The following is a 17,092-nucleotide window of genomic DNA, read 5'->3' as shown; positions in this document are numbered from 1 at the left end:
CTTGTCATTTGCATCAATTAACCTGCCGCTGTGCAACTGCCTCAATGAACATTGGCTTGATCCGGGAGGGCATCATGATCCGGCTCATGGAAGAACACGACATTCCCCAACTGGCCCGGCTGTTTTTAAAGAGCCGCCGCCACACCTTTCACTGGGTCGATCCCGCCCGTTTCCAACTCGAGGATTTCGAGGAACAGACCAAAAGTGAACAGGTGTGGGTAGCCGAACAGGGGGGCAATATCTGCGGCTTTATCGCCATCTGGCAGCCCGATCACTTCGTCCATCACCTCTATGTGTCAAGCGACTGGCACGGTCAGGGGATAGGGCGCGCCCTGCTGGAGCGGGGCCTCGCTGATTCGCCGCACGGCTCGCTCAAGGTTGCGACCCGCAACACGGCGGCATTAGCCTTCTACCATCGGCTGGGCTGGCAAAACAGTGATGAGACTGGCCACTGCGAGGTCACCGGCCCCTGGTGCAAGTTGCTTAGAAACTAGCGGGACGCCCGGCACCTGCGCTTTGTGGCTGAACAGGCACCAGCGGTGCCGGGGGGAAGAACCAGCGGTAGAGATCGAACCAGCCATCTCGCTGGGCAATCACGACCTCGTGCACCGGATCGCGCTGGAAAATTGCCACCTTGTTTTCGGTCAGCGGCACCCAGGCATAGTTGACCAGCGCATATTGCGACTGGATCAGGTTGTACTCATTGAGATAGGAGTCATCGTTACCCGATTCGTGCAGTTGGGTACGACTGTCTATGAGGTAAACAAGCTGGTTGAAGAAGGTCAGTTGAAAACCGGTCACTCGCCACTTCTCCCTGGTCGCCTCCTCCTCTTCGATCACGGTGATTTTGCCCCAGCGGCACACCCCGTGATAGTTGACGCCATTGGCCGACATTTTCAGGTCGTAATGGCAGCCCAGACTGTTGATAAACATCCCGAACACAAACAGCAGCACGACAAGCAGTGGCAACAGCAGCAAGGTATTTTTCAGCGTTCGTTTCATCAGAGATCCCTTACAGCGTTTTTTCGAGCTCTTTATAGGAAAGCACGCGAACCTGGTGGCCGGAGACCAGCACCAGCGATGCCGGTTTGACTGGTGGCACATCGCTACGTGCCTCCATCTGGCAAACAACGCCGGTCGGCGAGTCGGTGCAGTGCACATGGAGCCACTCGAAATGGAGATAGCTGGCGACAAACGCCACCAGCACAGCCAGTAGCAGATTGACGTATATCAGGCCCCTTGCCAGCATTGGCCGCCCGATACCGCTGAGAAAGGCAAGTTTGGCCCGCTCACCAAAAGAACGGGGAGCTGCAGGCTCTTTGATGATCAAGTGGTCAGAACTTGCTGGTGTCGACGGTGACTGCGCAGCCACTGCAGGCGTGGGCTCGCTCATCGGCTCGGGCAAGGGCTCACTCTCTGTTGGCAGTGCCTTGCCGTAATAACTCTTCATCTTGCAGTTCAGATGCAGGGAGTACCCTTTTTTCGGGGTACTTCTGATATCCAGCGTCTGGGGGGATGAGGCGAAGTGGCGACGAATATTGGCGATAGCCACGTTCAGGGAGTTGGGGCTGATGGGGCGACCCAACCAGCCGATATCAAGCAACAGATCCTTGTCGCACACCTCGTCATGGTGATCGAGCAGATAGCTGAAAATGAGGCTCTCTGCCGATGACAAGCGCACCACCCGAGCGCTTTGCAAGTTGTCCTTGTCGGCACAGAAGATCAGCTCTCGCCTTTTGACATCAAAGACATAATCACCGAAGTGATAGGCTGATATGTTATTGCTTGGCGCAACCCCCGTCATACCAACCACCTGTTATTTGCATTCATCATGAAGAAGATGGGATTCCACACCTGATAAAGCCAGATGGCGGCTCAGGACTCGCTGTAATTAAACGAAATTCTAAAGGGTCGGGATCAGCGGCACAATAGATGCTAACAGGCATGAGCGGGGAAAATGAAAATATGCGTCCAGCGCTGTCGGACTGCGTATCGGGCAGAGCATGATGCTGCGAGTTTCGCGTATCGCGGTCACGCCAATCTCAGCTGAACAGTGACATGGGCATGACGAAAAACGCTGCAGGACAAGGCCCCTTGCCCCTCACAACATCTCGCAGCGCTCACAATAAAGGGAACCTTACCTGCCCCGCAGGATGATCCAACGGGGCGAAGTGAACTGACTAGACCCGAAACTGCTTGAGCAGGGTGTCGAGCTGGGCCGACAGCTGCCGCAGATCGCTGCTAGCCTCGGCAACCTGTGCCACTCTGGCCGCACTCTCGCTGTTGAGCGTCGCAATCCGGTTGACGCTGTGGCTGACCGCTTCCGCCACCGAGTGTTGCTCTTCCGATGCCTGGGCGATATACATGTTCATCTCGCGGATCAGGCTGACCTGATTTTTAATTTTCTCCACCGATATCTGCACATCTGCCGCCTCGATGCCGGCGCGGGATGCCTTCTCCTGACTCTGTTGCATGCCGGCCCCGACATTCTGGGTCGCTTGCTGCAACCGCTTGATACTGGCGCTGATCTCCTCCGTCGACTGGCGAGTACGGCCCGACAAGGTGCGCACCTCATCCGCCACCACCGCAAAACCGCGCCCCTGATCACCCGCCCGCGCCGCCTCGATGGCCGCGTTGAGGGCAAGCAAATTGGTCTGCTCGGCAATGCCGTTGATCACTTCGATGATGGTGCCAATGCTGCTGCTCTCGGTCGAAAGGGTGCGCATCAGGGTGGCTACTCGCTCCACCTCCCCCACCAGTTGATGGATGGCCTCATTGGCATGGCCCGCCAGATTGTAACCCTGCTCCACATAGAGGTTGGCCTCATCGGTAGCGCCAGAGGTTTTCACCGCGTTACCAGCCACTTCCTGCACTGCCTGACTCATTTCGGTAATGGCGGTAGCGACCTGATCCAGCTCGGATTGCTGGGCGTCACTGCCTACCCGGGTATCTGCCGAGAGGGAGTCACAGAGTTCAGCGGTTTGCAACACACCGGCAGAGAGCTCGTTGATCTCCGCCACCATCTCCTGCAACTTGGCAATAAAGTGGTTGATGTTGGTGGCCAGCGCGCCCATCTCATCCTGACGGCTGATCTTCAGACGCCGGGTCAGATCCCCCTCTCCTTTGGCCAGATCGAACACCGCCTGATTCATCTGGTGAAGCGGCCTGAGCACATTGCGATGAATCAGCACCATCAACAGGGCGATGATGCAGAGATCGAGCACAAGGATCTGCCAGACGGTGGTGATCAACTGCTGGCGCAGTTGGGCCTGAATGGCGGCATCACTGGTTTGCACCAGCAATCGGGCCACGGTGTTTTTCTGGCCGCTGTCGTCATAGACCAGATCATATCCCCCATAGGCAGCAGTATCGGCAGGCATGGCTGTCACGGGGGCAATGTCCCCCGCCGAGTCACGGGCAAACCCGGCTAACAGCTTGTCCTTGTTGACCACCAGCAAAGCACTCAGGATATCGGCCGCCAGCTCGGACTTGAGCGATGCCTCGATAAAGGCCGATTCATAATTCCACAGCGGGCCGGGCAGGGAGAGCTGCAGCCGACCGATGGCCTGTTCGACCAGCGCACTCTGTTTGCTGTAGCTCTCCGCCTTGACGGCGTGGTAGTTATAACCGCCAAACAACACCAGTAGCAGACTCACCGACAGGGAGGTCAACACGGCAATCCTGAACGTCAGACTTTTCCAATCCATGGTTTCCTCCCGGTTTTACGGCAGCCGGCGCAGTGCCATTGAGCGGCACTTGCTATTGGTACTGTTACTGGTACTTGGCATTGATCTTGTCGATGGTGCCATCCGCCTTCATGGCTGCGAGGATCTCGTTGAGCTTGGTGATGAGCTCATCGGGCGTATCCTTGTTAAACGCCAAGCTCATCTGGGTTTCCTTGAACACGAAGACCGGCTTGGGTGAGGCCACCTTCTCCTTGCTGGCCAGATAGGGCGCCAGATACTGGCCGGTTGCCCAAAGATCGATGCGGCCCGCCTCCAGTTTCTTCACGTTGGCGGTATCGTTGGCCGCAAGCTGCAACTTGGCAAATCCCTGGGCCTTGAGATATTCGGCGGCCGCATCGCCGTTATAACCACCCACCGAATACTGCTTGGCATCCTCCAGCGACTTGACCGTGATATTGGCGGTCGAGCTGGAGAAAAACACCCAGTTGTTATTGACCAGCGGCCCGACCCACTTGAACAGTGCTTCCCGCTCCGGAGTGCGGGTCGTGGAGTAGAGGGCTGTATTGGGAGTACCGAGGGTATCTTCGTACGCCCGTTTCCAGGGCATCAGGGTCAGCCTGTATTCGACCCCAGCACGCTTGAACAGCTCTTCGACCACCTCGGTCGACAGCCCGACAATCTTGCCCCCCTCTCCCTGCATGTTGAATGGCGGGTAATCCTCGGTCATCACATTCAGTGGCGCAGCCTGAACAGCGCTTATCGCCATCATGGAAGAGACTGAAAAAATTGCACTTTTCCACAGCAGTTGATAGTTCATTGCAACCTCGCTTTGCTTGCCATTCATCCCTGAACATCCGCCGTTACCGATGGCGGTGCACGTTTGACCCGCTGGGGTCATGCCGGCTTTCACGGCTCGCCGCCCACCCATGTGCAGCAGCAAACAGATCCGGATTTTGCCTGTGCGCAACGAAACGCAACCGGCGAGGGAGGCTCACAACAAATCGATGTGGAAACATGCCAGGGCAGCATGAGGGGTGTGCGGAGTGGGGCGGATAAGCCTCTGCCATACAACAGCGCCGTGGCAAAGAAGAAGCGCATCGTTTTATGACAGGGGTCTGGGAGAGAAATGATATAAAACGCCAACATCCATTTTCCCATACTGCTCGAGGAGACCTCAGAGCCAAACCTGTCCTTTAGCTAAGGTCACGAAAAGAGATACGTCAAATGAGAATGCTAACCCCCTCATCTGCTTCCAGATTAGATTCCAGATGAGCTCCGCCGAGCCACAAAGTGGCGCGAGATACCCGAAAAACAGAAGGCCACCGCGAGGTGGCCTTCTCCAAATCAACAATGAACGTCTGGTGAAACTCAGTCCTTGGCCGCGTCCATCACACCTTCTTCGGAGTGCGCAGGCAGGATCAGGTTGAGCAGGATGGCGGCAACAGAGGCCAGGCCAACGCCGGCCAGCGCGAAGTCGCCAATCTTCATCTCCAGCGCACCGACACCGACGGTCAGCGTCACGGCGACGATGGCGATATTGCGTGACAGTCCCAGATCCACCTTGGATTCCACCAGCGTCTTGAGACCGATGGCGGCGATGGATCCGAACAGCAGCAGCATGATACCGCCCATCACCGGCATGGGGATGGAGGTGAGCAGCGCATTGAACTTGCCAAAGAAGGCCAGAATGATGGCAAACACCGCAGCCCAGGTCATGGTGACCGGATTGAAGTTGCGGGTGATCATCACGGCACCGGTCACTTCGGCGTAGGTGGTCACAGGGGGGCCACCGATGAAACCGGCGAAGCAGACGCCGATGCCGTCACCGGCCAGCGTACGGTGCAAACCCGGCTCCTTGGTGTAATCCTTACCAGTCACACCACCAATCGCCAACACGCCACCGATATGCTCGATACAGGGGGCGATGGCTACCGGCAACATGAACAACGCAGCAGCCCAGTTGATCTCCGGGGTTTCGAAGTGGGGCAGCGCCAGCCAGGGGGCGTTCACCATGCCATCGAAACTCACCTGGCCCATGAACACCGCCGAGACATAACCGGCAATCACGCCGCACAGGATGGGGATCAGCTTGATCCACCCCTTGCAGAACACAGCTGCAATCAGGGTGACCGCCAGCGAGATACCGGCCAGCGTCAACGCAGTCCCCGCAGGTACTACCTGCTCACTACCGGCACGGCCCATCGCCATGTTGCAGGCAACCTGCGCCACAGAAAGACCTATGACCATGATCACCGGGCCAATCACCACCGGGGGCAGCAATTTGTGCACAAACCCCATCCCTTTTGCCCGGATCAGCGCAGCCAGAATGAAATACATGAAACCGGCGGCAAACAGGCCAAACATGGTGGATGGCAATCCCCAGGTCTGGGTGGCGTAGATGATGGGGGCGATGAAGGCAAAGCTGGAACCGAGGAAAATCGGGACCTGGCGGCGGGTGCAGAGCTGGAACAACAGGGTGCCCACACCGGCGCCAAGCAGGGCCATGGAGGGGTTCAGTCCGGTGAGCAGGGGCACCAGAACCATGGCACCGAAGGCGACAAACAGGATTTGCAGCCCGGCGACACTTTGCTTGACTAAGGAAAACATGGATGTCCTTAATTTTTTGATAACTGACGGGGATATTTATCACTTTTCAGTTATCACAAGACTTTTCCAAGGCACAAAATGAACACAAATACGTCACTTGTTGCCTTTTACTGCTTGGGAAGGGCATGAAACTGGCTTTTTAGGCGGGATTCGTTGCTACAAGCATCGAGTATGTGATTTTACGCATTATTGTGACGAACGCCAATCGTTTTTCCATCATGTTTATTGTGTTCATGGTCAAAAATGCCGCCGCCAGGGGCGCGCTCTATAATGGATCCTGTGAATCAAGATGGACAAGGAGTCCCCATGTCACAGCCCCCATTCAAGGCCAGCCAGCGCAGATTGCTTATTGGCTCGGCCATCGCACTCGCCCTGTTTGCGAACCCGTTCAGTTATGATTTCGCCCAAAATGAGTGGCAAATGAATCAGGCCTATGCCAAGTCCTGCTTTATCGCCGGCACTCGCATCACGATGGCCGATGGTTCCACCCGCCCCATAGAGACGCTCCGGGTCGGTGAACAGGTGCTGGATCAGCACGGCAGCAGTAACCGGATCCTGGCGATCGAACGGGTCATACTGGGCAAGCGCAGACTCTACGGGATCAATGATCTGCCCCCGTTCTTTACCGCAGAGCACCCTCTGCTGACCACTCGGGGCTGGGCGGCCATCTCACCGGCCATGACCCGAACCGAAAACCCGCAACTGGCGGTGCTGCCGCTATTTACCGGCATGCAGATAATGTGTCGCCCGGCACCTGCCATGGTGACGGGCAATCTGGCCCTGCAACCCCAGCCGGAATTACTGCTGGTTGAGTCACTCTGCTGGATCGAGGCATCTCCCACTACCGCACTCTTCAATCTGCTGCTCGATGGCAGCCACAGCTACATCGCCAATGAGCTGATCGTTCACAACAAAGATGGCGATGGTGGCAGTGGGGGCAGCAGTGGTGGAGGCAGCAACAGCGGCGGAGGCAGCGACAACGGCGGAGGCAGCAACAGCGGCGGAGGCAGCAACAGCGGCGGAGGCAGCAACAGCGGCGGAGGCAGCAACAGCGGCGGAGGCAGCAACAGCGGCGGAGGCAGCAACAGCGGCGGAGGCAGCAACAGCGGCGGAGGCAGCAACAGCGGCGGAGGCAGCAACAGCGGCGGAGGCAGCAACAGCGGCGGAGGCAGCAACAGCGGCGGAGGCAGCAACAGCGGCGGAGGCAGCAACAGCGGCGGAGGCAGCAACAGCGGCGGAGGCAGCAACAGCGGCGGAGGCAGCAACAGCGGCGGAGGCAGCAACAGCGGCGGAGGCAGCAACAGCGGCGGAGGCAGCAACAGCGGCGGAGGCAGCAACAGCGGCGGAGGCAGCAACAGCGGCGGAGGCAGCAACAGCGGCGGAGGCAGCAACAGCGGCGGAGGCAGCAACAGCGGCGGAGGCAGCAACAGCGGCGGAGGCAGCAACAGCGGCGGAGGCAGCAACAGCGGCGGAGGCAGCAACAGCGGCGGAGGCAGCAACAACGGCGGAGGCAGCGACAGCGGCGGTGGCAGCGACAGCGATGGGGGCAGCGATGACAGTGGCGGCCAAGGCGAGCATGCCGGCGGAGAGCAGCATGGTGGAGGTGAACGGCATGCTGGTGGAGAAAAACATGCAGGGGGAGAACGCCATGGGGGTGGCCGCGGATTTGGCAATGGCGTTGATGACAACGGTGTGGATGCCGTCGATGCCAACGGGAACAAGCTCAGAGGTGACGGCACTGTCGATGACAACGGTGTAGATGCCGTCGATGCCAATGGCAACAAGCTCAGAGGCGATGGCACCATCGATGACAACGGCGTAGATGCCGTCGATGCCAACGGCAACAAGCTCAGAGGTGACGGCACAGTCGATGACGACGGCGTGGATGCCATCGATGCCAACGGCAACAAGCTCAGAGGCGATGGCACAGTCGATGACAACGGCGTAGATGCCGTCGATGCCAATGGCAACAAGCTCAGGGGCGATGGCACGGTCGATGACAACGGTGTGGATGCCGTCGATGCCAATGGCAACAAACTAAGAGGTGATGGCACGGTCGATGATCGCCAGCAAGTGCTTACCGATGAGCAAGAGCGGGCGCTGCTCAACAACGGTTTTCGCCAACAGGGGCAACCATGATGCGTTATCTGCTAACACTCCTCCTGCTCGGCCTCGCAGGCTGCGCCACGGTCGACACTCCGCCGCTTTACCATCAGATGGATAAGGCAGATGTTCAACTGGCCAATCAGGCCCTTGCCAAGGCGCTGGAAACCCGCACCAAAGGGCAGAGCCTCACCTGGTTCAATCCGGCTAATCGTCACTCGGGTAGCGTCACCCCGCTACGCACCTTCCGCCATACCAGCGGGGAGTGGTGTCGCGACTATCGCGAGCAACTCTATATCGGCAAGGCGAGCCAGCAGTGGCAGGATACCGCCTGTCGCAATCAGCAAGGGCGCTGGCGGCCATTGCGAACTTAGTGAATGCCACGGGGTAAACGAAAGGGGGTAGCAGCGCTACCCCCTTTTCATCTTTACCGACCCTTTATCGGGGCGGTGAATACGCGGTTATACCCGACGATAGGGCAGGTAAACCGGCTCCCACATGTGGTTGAGGATATGCTGCTGCAGATCCTGACCGATCAGCGGGTGGGAGGGATCCCGACGCACGATATCCTTGAGCACGGCGGTCGCCACATGCACCGAGATGCTGCGCAGCTCGCGAATGCGTGGATAGACGGCCCCTTTCGCCAGGTCAACCTCACTCACGCACTCGGCCAGCGCAAAGGCGGCGGTCGTGAAGACATCGGGTGTGATCTCGCGGATCTGGCTGACGATGGCCGCCAGACCTACACCGGGGAAGATAAAGACGTTGTTGCCCTGCCCCACCCGGAACTCCTGCCCCTCGTAGCTCACATCCTTGAACGGACTACCGGTTGCAACGATGGCTTTGCCCTTGCTCCAGCGGTAGATATCTTCCGGCAGCGCTTCACAGTTGGCGGTCGGGTTGGAGAGCGGGAACACCATGGGGCGCTCGCAATGCTGCAGCATCAGCTGGATATGCTCTTCCTGGAAGGCACCGCCCGAGCCGCTGGTACCCAGCAACACGGTAATGGGCACATGACACAGCACATCGGCCAGATTGGCCTTGCCGGGCACCTCGGTATCCCAGCCTGCCAGCAGCAGCCCCGGTTTGGCGTAGCGACGCTTGTACTCGTCAAGCCCCTCGCGGTTGTCGCACACCAGCCCCTGGGTATCCAGAATGTAGATGCGATCGCGGGCCGCCTGCGGATCCATCCCCTCGCGGATCATCCCCGCGCAGATCTGATCCGCGACACCAACCCCGCCGGCGCCAGCGCCGTAGACCAGATAGTTCTGCTGGCCCAGGGTCTCCCCCTTGACCTTGACCGCGCCGATGATACCGGCCAGCACCACGGCACCGGTGCCCTGAATATCATCGTTGAATGACGGCAGTGACTGCTGGTAGCGGGCCAGATTGTTGAAGGCATTGGATTTGCTGAAGTCTTCCCACTGCAGCACCGCATTGGGGAAGTGGCGCTTGACCCCCTGCACGAACTTGTCGATGAACTCTTCGTACTCCTTGCCGCGAATACGCTTGTGGGGGCGGCCCAGATACATGGGGTCATCGAGCAGTTTCTGATTGTCGGTGCCCACATCCAGCGCGATGGGCATGCAGCAGGCGGGGTGAATACCGGCCCCCAGGGTATAGAGCGCCAACTTGCCGATGGGGATCCCCATACCACCTACACCCTGGTCGCCGATCCCCAGAATGCCCTGGCTGTCGGTGACGACTATGATGCGGATCGATTTGGCATCGAAGTGACGGGCCTGACTGCCCATGTCATCCACGTTGTCCGGGGTGATGTAGAGGCCGCGCGGCTTCTGGAAGCGGTGGCTGAACTCCTGGCACGCCTTGCCCACGGTCGGGGTATAGATGTAGGGAGTCATCTCCTCCACATGGCGTGACAACAGGGCATAGAAGAGAGTCTCGTTGCGATCCTGCAGGGCACGCAGGTTCTGGTACTTCTCGATATCGCTGCAAGCGCTCTTGAACCCCTCATACACTCGCTCGAGCTGGGCTTCAAAAGTTTGTACCTGAGGCGGCAGCAAACCATCGAGATCAAAATCGGCCCGCTCCTGTTCGGTGAAGGCCGTGCCCTTGTTGAGGTATCGATTGTTAAGCAGATCAGTGCCGGTCAGTGCAACGGGGCGAAAATCCTGTCCCTGTGCATCTTTCCACAGCAGATATTGTCCGGTAGCCATAGTCATTCTCTTTGATTTACGTGAAATTGCCGTTCGGCAGGAGAGCAAGACTCATAATGAAATCAATCATATGACTTTTACTCGATCGGTTTTGTGAGCTTGGGCATACCCTGCGGCCAAAATAGGCGTCCGGCGACCCCGGCGAGACAAATATCCACGGCAAGGAATGAGACTCATGTTAGCATTGCGGGCAACCCAGCCCCTTTCACCGCATCACAGCCGGGAGTGATCTGATGCCCTCACCTCTGCCAGCCTGCGCCCCCTTCTTCCTGCCATGCGCCTGATCCCGCTGCTTGCTCTGTGGTTGTTTCTGACCTGCCAGTCGGCTCTCGGCGCTCCGGGCCGGGTGCTCAACATCATCGTGGGTGAATGGCCCCCTTTTGTCTCCGAGCAGTCAAAACAGCACGGGCCAGTGGCCCACCTTATCAGCGATCTGTTCAAGGAGGCGGGCTATCAGGTGAAGTTCCACTTCGCCCCCTGGGGCCGGGTCTATTCGCTGGCGGCCAACAGCCAGCTCTACGACGCCACCGCCGTCTGGATGCACAAACCGGAGCGGGAGCTGGATTTTCTGTTCAGCGAAGCGGTGCTGCAGGAGCAGTTTGTCTTCTTCTCCCTCAAATCACGGCAGCTGCAAGCCGAGCGCCTTGAGCAGATCATCGGTATGCGGTTGGGGGGCGATATCGCCTATAGCTACGGGCCCGAGCTGGACAAGATGGTGGCCGATGGCAAGGTAACCCAACAGAAAGTCACCGACGTGAAGCAGAATTTCGGCAAGCTGCTGCGCGGGCGGATCGACCTCTATCCGCAAGAGCTGCGAGTCGGTCTGGCCGAGTTGCAGAGCCAGCTCGACCCCGCCAGCGCGGCACTCATCACCCACAGTCAGACCCCTTTTCTGCGCAACGACAGCTTCGTGATGTTCCCGCGCAAGATGCCCGATTCAGCCAAACTGCGGGATCAGTTCAATCAGCAGTTGCAGCAGGCCATCGCCAGCGGACGTTATAAGCGCTACTTCGAACGGCTGGCCCGGGGGGGCTATTAACCTTGGCGAGGCAAAAACAGAGGGGATAAAACAACGGTGGCGGCCCTTTGTGGCCGCCACCTCTGTGATGCTTGTCAGCTGCTGGCATTAGCCGCTGATGCCCACCTCCAGCTTGAACGGCGTCTTGGCTTTGCTGCTCTCGGCCGCCCCCATCTGGTAGACCCGAATGGTATAAGTGCCCTTGGCGGGCAGGGTCGCCTCAAAGTTGTTCCCTTCCGTAGAGCCGATAAACATCGCCTCCCCCTTGCTGCCCGGCGGCAGAATATTGAAGTAGGGCTTGCCGGTCAGGATCACCACCATGCTCTGGCCCTTGTTGGCCGTCAGCTTGTAATCGAGGGTCTGGCTACCTTGAATGGTGCCGTTGATGGTTGCCCCTGACTCCCCCTTCTTGAACTGCACCTGCTGGGTCTTGATCCCGTCAGCCGCCTGCGCCACGCCCGCAATACCACCGAATAGCGCAGATGCACATACCGCTGCCAGCCATGCTTTTCTCATCATTTGTCATCCCTTGTGTGAATGGAACCCCTGTTACTGTTGCTCAAGGTGGCCCAAAAAACCATCGCCGTTCGCGGTATCGCTCAATCAATTTGCCATCACGATCGACCCGCCATCAAAAGGGGCGCCGCAGCGCCCCTTCTCTTTACTCTTTGTCGACCATCAGCTTGATTTGCCCGCCTTGGGCTCATCGAGGGTGTGTTTCACCTCTTCATACCAGAGGTCGTGGTGCTCCTTGGCCCAGGTCTCGTCCACCTCGCCGGTCACCATCCCCTCCAGCGCCCCTTCCAGCTGGAACAGACCCATGTAGATATGGAAGATAAAGCCGCAGATAAGGATCAGCGCTCCGACGATATGGATGAAGCTGGCCCACTCCATCTGGCGGCGCAGCTGGCCGAAGATGGGGAAGTCGAGGAACAGCCCGGTCGCCACCACGATGCCGCCAAACCAGATCAGTAGCCAGAAGATCGCCTTCTCGCCGCCGTTGGAGAAGCCCGCCGAGGGGTGACTCCCCTTGTGCTTGCCGAGCATGCCGCCAAACTTCATGAACCACTGCACATCCACCATGTTGACGATGTTGTGGCGGAACCACTTGATGAGCACCCCCATCAGGCAGAGGAAGAAGAGCGGCCCCACATAGTTGTGGAACACCTTGGCAAACCAGATCCAGTTCTCCCACACCCCGAGGCTCACCACCGGCTTGATGAAGTACTTGCCGTAGATGATGGCCAGCCCCGACCCGGAGAGGGTCAGAAACATAGCCGCCGTGGTCCAGTGCAGCGCCCGATCCAGCCTGCTCCAGCGCTTGAGCTTGCGCCCGGTGCGCGGCTTGGAGAGCTTGGTCTGCCCCACCACCAGGTACATCAGGCCGCACATGGCCAAGGAGCCGAAAATGGCGATGGCGCCGAGCGGCGACACCCACTTGGTCTTCACCTCGAACCAGAGCTGGCCCGGCACCGAGATCAGCACCCCGTGCTCCGGCGAGCGGGAGGTGGTCACCCCCTCCTGCCCATCCTTCACCGCCCGCCAGTAATCGGCGCCGGCAAAGCCGACCGCCTCTTTCTGCGCATCAGCGAAGCCGGGCGAGCTGAACAGCAGCAAGGCCGTCAGCAGCGCTGTCAGCCAGTGTCTCATTGGCCATCCTCCTGCTTGCCAAGCTTGAGCCCCTTGCCTCTGCCATCGTGAGGTTTGCTGGCGTCACGATAGAGCGCCTGTTCATCAGCCCCCCAAGCTGCATGAGGGGCACCACGATAGGCAACCCGCTCACGGAAGATGTCGGAGATCACCTGCGCATCCCCGGCCAGCAGTGCCTTGGTGGAGCAGAGCTCGGCACACATGGGCAGCTTGCCCTCGGCGATACGGTTGGCACCGTATTTCTGGCGCTCCGCCTCGCTGTGATCCTCTTCCGGGCCGCCGGCGCAGAAGGTGCACTTGTCCATCTTGCCCCGATCGCCAAAGGCGGCGGTTTTCGGGAACTGGGGCGCCCCGAACGGGCAGGCAAACAGGCAGTAGCCGCAACCGATGCAGAGATCCTTGTTGTGCAGCACGATGCCGTCGTCGGTGTGATAGAAGCAGTCGGCCGGGCAGACCGCCATGCAGGGGGCATCTGTGCAGTGCATGCAGGCGACCGAGATGGAGGTCTCCCCCGGCAGGCCGTCGTTGAGGGTCACCACCCGGCGGCGCTGGATGCCCCACTCGAGGGCATCGTCGTTCTCGTTCTTGCACGCCGTCACACAGCCGTTGCACTCGATGCAGCGCTTGGTGTCACACATGAATTTCATTCTGGCCATGAAATCTAAGCTCCTACTTTGCGAAAACGGCACAGGGTGACCTTGGTCTCCTGCATCTGGGTGACCGGGTCATAACCATAGGTGGTGACTATGTTGACCGACTCCCCCAGCACATAGGGGTCAGACCCTTCCGGATATTTGGATCGCAGATCCTTGCCCTCAAAGTGGCCGCCGAAGTGGAACGGCATAAAGGCAAGCCCCGGTTTGACCCGCGGGGTCACCAGCGCCTTCACCTTGACCCGGCCTCCTTCCGGCCCCTCGACCCACACATCCTGACCGTCGCGCACACCGACGTCGTTGGCATCCGCCGGGTTCATCTCGACGAACATCTCCTGCTGCAATTCAGCCAACCAGGGGTTGGAGCGGGTCTCGTCGCCGCCCCCCTCGTATTCGACCAGACGGCCCGAGGTGAGGATGATGGGGAACTCCTTGCTGACATCCTTCTCCTGCACCGAGGCGTACTGGGTCGGCAGGCGCCACAGGCTCTTGGCATCGGGCCAGGTGGCGTAGTCAGCCAGCAAGTCGCGGCGCGGGGTGTAGAGCGGCTCGCGGTGCTTGGGCACCTGATCCGGGAAGGTCCACACCACGCAGCGCGCCTTGGCGTTGCCGTAGGGGACGAAGCCGTGCTTGATGGCGACCCGCTGGATACCGCCGGAGAGATCGGTCTTCCAGTTCTTGCCCTCGGCCTCTTTCTTCTCGGCCTCGGTCAGCTCATCCCACCAGCCAAGCTGTTTCATCAGGTCGGCAGTGATCTCGGGATAGCCGTCTTCCACCTCACTCCCCTTCGGCCAGGAGTCTTCGGCGAGCAGCGAGACGCCCTGATACTCGATGCCGAAGCGGGCGCGGAAACCACCGCCCCCTTCCGACACCGGAATGCTGGTGTCGTAGAGGATATGGCTGCCTGGATGTTTCATCTCAGGGGTACCCCAGCAGGGCCAGGGCAGACCGTACACTTCGCCACTGACCGGGCCGCCCTCGGCCTTGAGGTTGGTCTTGTGGAAGGTGTGCCAGTTCTGCTGGTGCGCCTTGAGCCGCTCCGGGCTCTGGCCGGTGTAGCCCACGCTCCACATGCCGCGGTTGTACTCGCGGGTGATGTCTTCCAAGAGCGGCTGGTTGTTCTCCACCTTGATGTGTTTGAACAGCTGGTCGGCAAAGCCGAGCTTCTTGCTCAGCAGATACATGATCTCGTGGTCGACCTTGGATTCGAACAGGGGCTCGATCACCTTGTCACGCCACTGCATGGAGCGGTTGGTGGCGGTGACGGAACCATAGGTCTCGAACTGGGTGGTGGCCGGCAGCAGGTAGACGCCGTCGGTGCGATCGTTCATCACCGAGGCGACGGTGGGGTACGGGTCGACAATCACCATCATGTCGAGCTTTTGCATCGCCTTCTTCATCTCGGGGCCGCGAGTCTGGGAGTTGACCGCATGACCCCAGTAGAACATGGCGCGGATGTTGGAGCCCTGCTCGATGAGATCGGCGTTCTCCAGCACCCCGTCCACCCAGCGGGAGACCGGAATACCGTTGTTGTTCATCGGCAGCTTGCCGTTGTAAGCCTTGTTGTCAAAGCGCGCCTTGATCCACTCGTAATCCACATCCCACACCCGGGCCCAGTGCTTCCAGGAGCCCTCTTCCAGCCCGTAGTAACCGGGCAGGGAGTCGGAGGTGACGCCAAAGTCGGTGGCCCCCTGCACGTTGTCGTGACCGCGGAAGATGTTGGTGCCCGCCCCGCTCTTGCCCACGTTGCCGAGGGCCAGTTCGAGGATGCAGTAAGCGCGGGTGTTGTTGTTGCCTGTGGTGTGCTGGGTGCCGCCCATGCACCAGACCACGCAGCCGGGGCGGTTGTCGGCCAGCAGTTTGGCGGCGCCATAGACCTGCTGTTCATTGAGGCCGGTCACCCGCTCCACTTCGGCCGGAGTCCAGCGCGCCACCTCTTTTTGCACCTCGTCCATGCCGTAGACGCGGGTACGGATGAACTCTTTGTCTTCCCAGCCGTTCTTGAAGATGTGCCAGAGCATGCCCCAGATAAAGGCGACGTCGGTACCCGGGCGCAGGGAGAGGTACATGTCCGCCTTGGCGGCGGTGCGGGTGCGGCGCGGGTCGACCACCAGGATCTTGCAGCCATTGCGCTCTTTGGCCAACAGGATGTGCTGCATGGCGACCGGGTGGGCCTCCGCCGGGTTGGAGCCGATAAACATGATCGACTTGCTGTTGTGCATGTCGTTCAGGCTGTTGGTCATGGCGCCGTAGCCCCAGGTGTTGGCTACCCCGGCCACCGTGGTGGAGTGGCAGATCCGCGCCTGATGATCCACGTTGTTGGTGCCCCAAAGCGACGCCATCTTGCGAAACAGGTAGGCCTGCTCGTTGGAGTGCTTGGCGGAGCCGAGCCAGTAGACGCTGTCGGGGCCGGACTCCTTGCGCAGGCGCAGCACCTCGTTGCCCACCTCTTCGATGGCCTGATCCCAGCTGATGCGCTGCCACTTGCCGCCCACCAGCTTCATCGGGTACTTGAGGCGACGCTCACCGTGACCATGCTCGCGCAGGGCCGCCCCCTTGGCACAATGACCGCCAAGGTTGAAGGGGTGATCAAAGGCCGGCTCCTGACCGGTCCAGACGCCGTTCTGCACCTCGGCATAGACGCCGCAGCCCACCGAGCAGTGGGAACAGATGGTGCGCTTCACCTCGACCGGCACCCCGGCCGCCACAGTTTTGGCCTCGGCCCGCTGCATCATGGCTGGCGCCAGCCAACCGGCGGCCACGGCGCCACCGGCCACCAGACCGGAGTTGACCATAAAGGCGCGGCGGGTCAGCCCCTGACCGCGAATGGCCTCATTGCCCTGCTCGCCCGCCTGGGGCTGCTCGGCACGTTTTGTCAGTTTCATGAGTTCTCCTTCACTGATCCGGCTCAGTCGGTGCCGCGCAGGGTGCGATAAAAGTCGTGAACATGGGGGGTCTCCCGATAGCCCTTGTCAGGCTCGGTGTCGTGGGTCAGCACCTCTTTGCCCACCACCCGACCGGTGGCACCGGCCAATACGCCTATGGTGGCGACCACGCCAACTCCCTTGATCAGATTGCGGCGGGACGGGTCTTTCAGCTTTTCATCGCTCATTCTTGTGACCTCTGTTGTTGTTCTTGCCAGCGCCTGCGCGCCAGCTTCGCGTCCAATGGGATATCTCGTCTGCTCGTTTTGTTATG

15 protein-coding genes are annotated in these 17,092 nt (G+C 59.7%); 4 read left to right on the top strand and 11 right to left on the bottom strand.

Going from position 1 to position 17,092, the window contains the following annotated elements; genetic code table 11:
* The first annotated feature begins 74 nt into the window (after window positions 1-74).
* On the top strand, window positions 75-494 hold the full coding sequence (locus AB5Z05_RS04645; RefSeq protein ID WP_368150284.1) for an N-acetyltransferase family protein: 420 nt from the start codon (window positions 75-77) through the stop codon (window positions 492-494).
* On the opposite strand, the gene AB5Z05_RS04640 is transcribed toward AB5Z05_RS04645, so the two are convergent.
* The 5 genes from AB5Z05_RS04640 to AB5Z05_RS04620 form a co-directional block, all read right to left on the bottom strand.
* Window positions 484-1,002: a hypothetical protein gene (locus AB5Z05_RS04640; RefSeq protein ID WP_368150282.1), complete on the bottom strand. Its 519-nt coding sequence runs from the start codon at window positions 1,000-1,002 to the stop codon at window positions 484-486. The genes AB5Z05_RS04645 and AB5Z05_RS04640 overlap by 11 nt on opposite strands.
* Before the next feature lie 10 nt (window positions 1,003-1,012).
* Window positions 1,013-1,804 carry a transcriptional regulator gene (locus tag AB5Z05_RS04635; protein WP_368150280.1) on the bottom strand — a complete coding sequence of 264 codons (792 nt, stop codon included), beginning with the start codon at window positions 1,802-1,804 and terminating at the stop codon, window positions 1,013-1,015.
* Window positions 1,805-2,180: 376 nt separating this feature from the next.
* The gene (locus tag AB5Z05_RS04630; RefSeq protein ID WP_368150278.1) at window positions 2,181-3,707 is read right to left on the bottom strand and encodes a methyl-accepting chemotaxis protein; all 1,527 of its coding nucleotides are present in this window, start codon (window positions 3,705-3,707) and stop codon (window positions 2,181-2,183) included.
* Between the two features lie 64 nt (window positions 3,708-3,771).
* A complete protein-coding gene (locus tag AB5Z05_RS04625; protein WP_368150276.1) occupies window positions 3,772-4,503 on the bottom strand; it encodes a substrate-binding periplasmic protein in 732 nt (243 codons plus the stop codon).
* A gap of 551 nt (window positions 4,504-5,054) precedes the next feature.
* Window positions 5,055-6,293 (bottom strand): uracil-xanthine permease family protein, encoded by a 1,239-nt coding sequence (locus AB5Z05_RS04620; RefSeq protein WP_040065362.1) that lies wholly within the window; start codon window positions 6,291-6,293, stop codon window positions 5,055-5,057.
* Window positions 6,294-6,599: 306 nt separating this feature from the next.
* Between AB5Z05_RS04620 and AB5Z05_RS04615 the strand changes: the two genes are divergently transcribed.
* Together AB5Z05_RS04615 and AB5Z05_RS04610 are read left to right on the top strand one after the other, a co-directional pair.
* Complete coding sequence (locus tag AB5Z05_RS04615) at window positions 6,600-8,432, top strand: hypothetical protein (RefSeq protein WP_368150274.1); 1,833 nt, start codon at window positions 6,600-6,602, stop codon at window positions 8,430-8,432.
* Window positions 8,429-8,770 carry an RT0821/Lpp0805 family surface protein gene (locus tag AB5Z05_RS04610; RefSeq protein WP_040065365.1) on the top strand — a complete coding sequence of 114 codons (342 nt, stop codon included), beginning with the start codon at window positions 8,429-8,431 and terminating at the stop codon, window positions 8,768-8,770. Before AB5Z05_RS04615 ends, AB5Z05_RS04610 begins: the two co-directional genes overlap by 4 nt.
* 87 nt (window positions 8,771-8,857) lie before the next feature.
* On the opposite strand, the gene AB5Z05_RS04605 is transcribed toward AB5Z05_RS04610, so the two are convergent.
* Entirely contained in the window at window positions 8,858-10,573 is a 1,716-nt protein-coding gene (locus AB5Z05_RS04605) for an NAD-dependent malic enzyme (RefSeq protein ID WP_368150272.1), read from the bottom strand.
* 274 nt (window positions 10,574-10,847) lie between these two features.
* Here AB5Z05_RS04605 and AB5Z05_RS04600 point away from each other — a divergent pair, with 274 nt between their 5' ends.
* On the top strand, window positions 10,848-11,612 hold the full coding sequence (locus AB5Z05_RS04600; RefSeq protein ID WP_368150270.1) for a substrate-binding periplasmic protein: 765 nt from the start codon (window positions 10,848-10,850) through the stop codon (window positions 11,610-11,612).
* An 87-nt stretch (window positions 11,613-11,699) separates the two neighbouring features.
* Here AB5Z05_RS04600 and AB5Z05_RS04595 read toward each other — a convergent pair whose 3' ends face one another.
* The 5 genes from AB5Z05_RS04595 to AB5Z05_RS04575 all read right to left on the bottom strand — a co-directional run bounded on the left by AB5Z05_RS04595 (window position 11,700) and on the right by AB5Z05_RS04575 (window position 17,006).
* On the bottom strand, window positions 11,700-12,110 hold the full coding sequence (locus AB5Z05_RS04595; RefSeq protein ID WP_013723543.1) for a hypothetical protein: 411 nt from the start codon (window positions 12,108-12,110) through the stop codon (window positions 11,700-11,702).
* 159 nt (window positions 12,111-12,269) lie between these two features.
* Window positions 12,270-13,241 (bottom strand): formate dehydrogenase subunit gamma, encoded by a 972-nt coding sequence (locus AB5Z05_RS04590; RefSeq protein ID WP_335856875.1) that lies wholly within the window; start codon window positions 13,239-13,241, stop codon window positions 12,270-12,272.
* Window positions 13,238-13,897, bottom strand: a complete 660-nt coding sequence (gene fdh3B, locus AB5Z05_RS04585; RefSeq protein ID WP_005353752.1) for a formate dehydrogenase FDH3 subunit beta — start codon at window positions 13,895-13,897, stop codon at window positions 13,238-13,240. The genes AB5Z05_RS04590 and fdh3B overlap by 4 nt, the downstream gene beginning before the upstream one ends.
* A gap of 5 nt (window positions 13,898-13,902) precedes the next feature.
* Complete coding sequence (locus AB5Z05_RS04580) at window positions 13,903-16,779, bottom strand: formate dehydrogenase subunit alpha (protein WP_204477524.1); 2,877 nt, start codon at window positions 16,777-16,779, stop codon at window positions 13,903-13,905.
* A 23-nt stretch (window positions 16,780-16,802) separates the two neighbouring features.
* The gene (locus AB5Z05_RS04575; protein ID WP_021229865.1) at window positions 16,803-17,006 is read right to left on the bottom strand and encodes a transcriptional initiation protein Tat; all 204 of its coding nucleotides are present in this window, start codon (window positions 17,004-17,006) and stop codon (window positions 16,803-16,805) included.
* Between the last annotated feature and the right edge of the window lie 86 nt (window positions 17,007-17,092).

Origin of the sequence: Aeromonas sp. R2-4 (assembly GCF_040908365.1) — a bacterium.
In the GTDB taxonomy this organism is placed as follows: domain Bacteria; phylum Pseudomonadota; class Gammaproteobacteria; order Enterobacterales; family Aeromonadaceae; genus Aeromonas; species Aeromonas veronii.
This window is presented reverse-complemented; position numbering and strand designations above follow the sequence as displayed.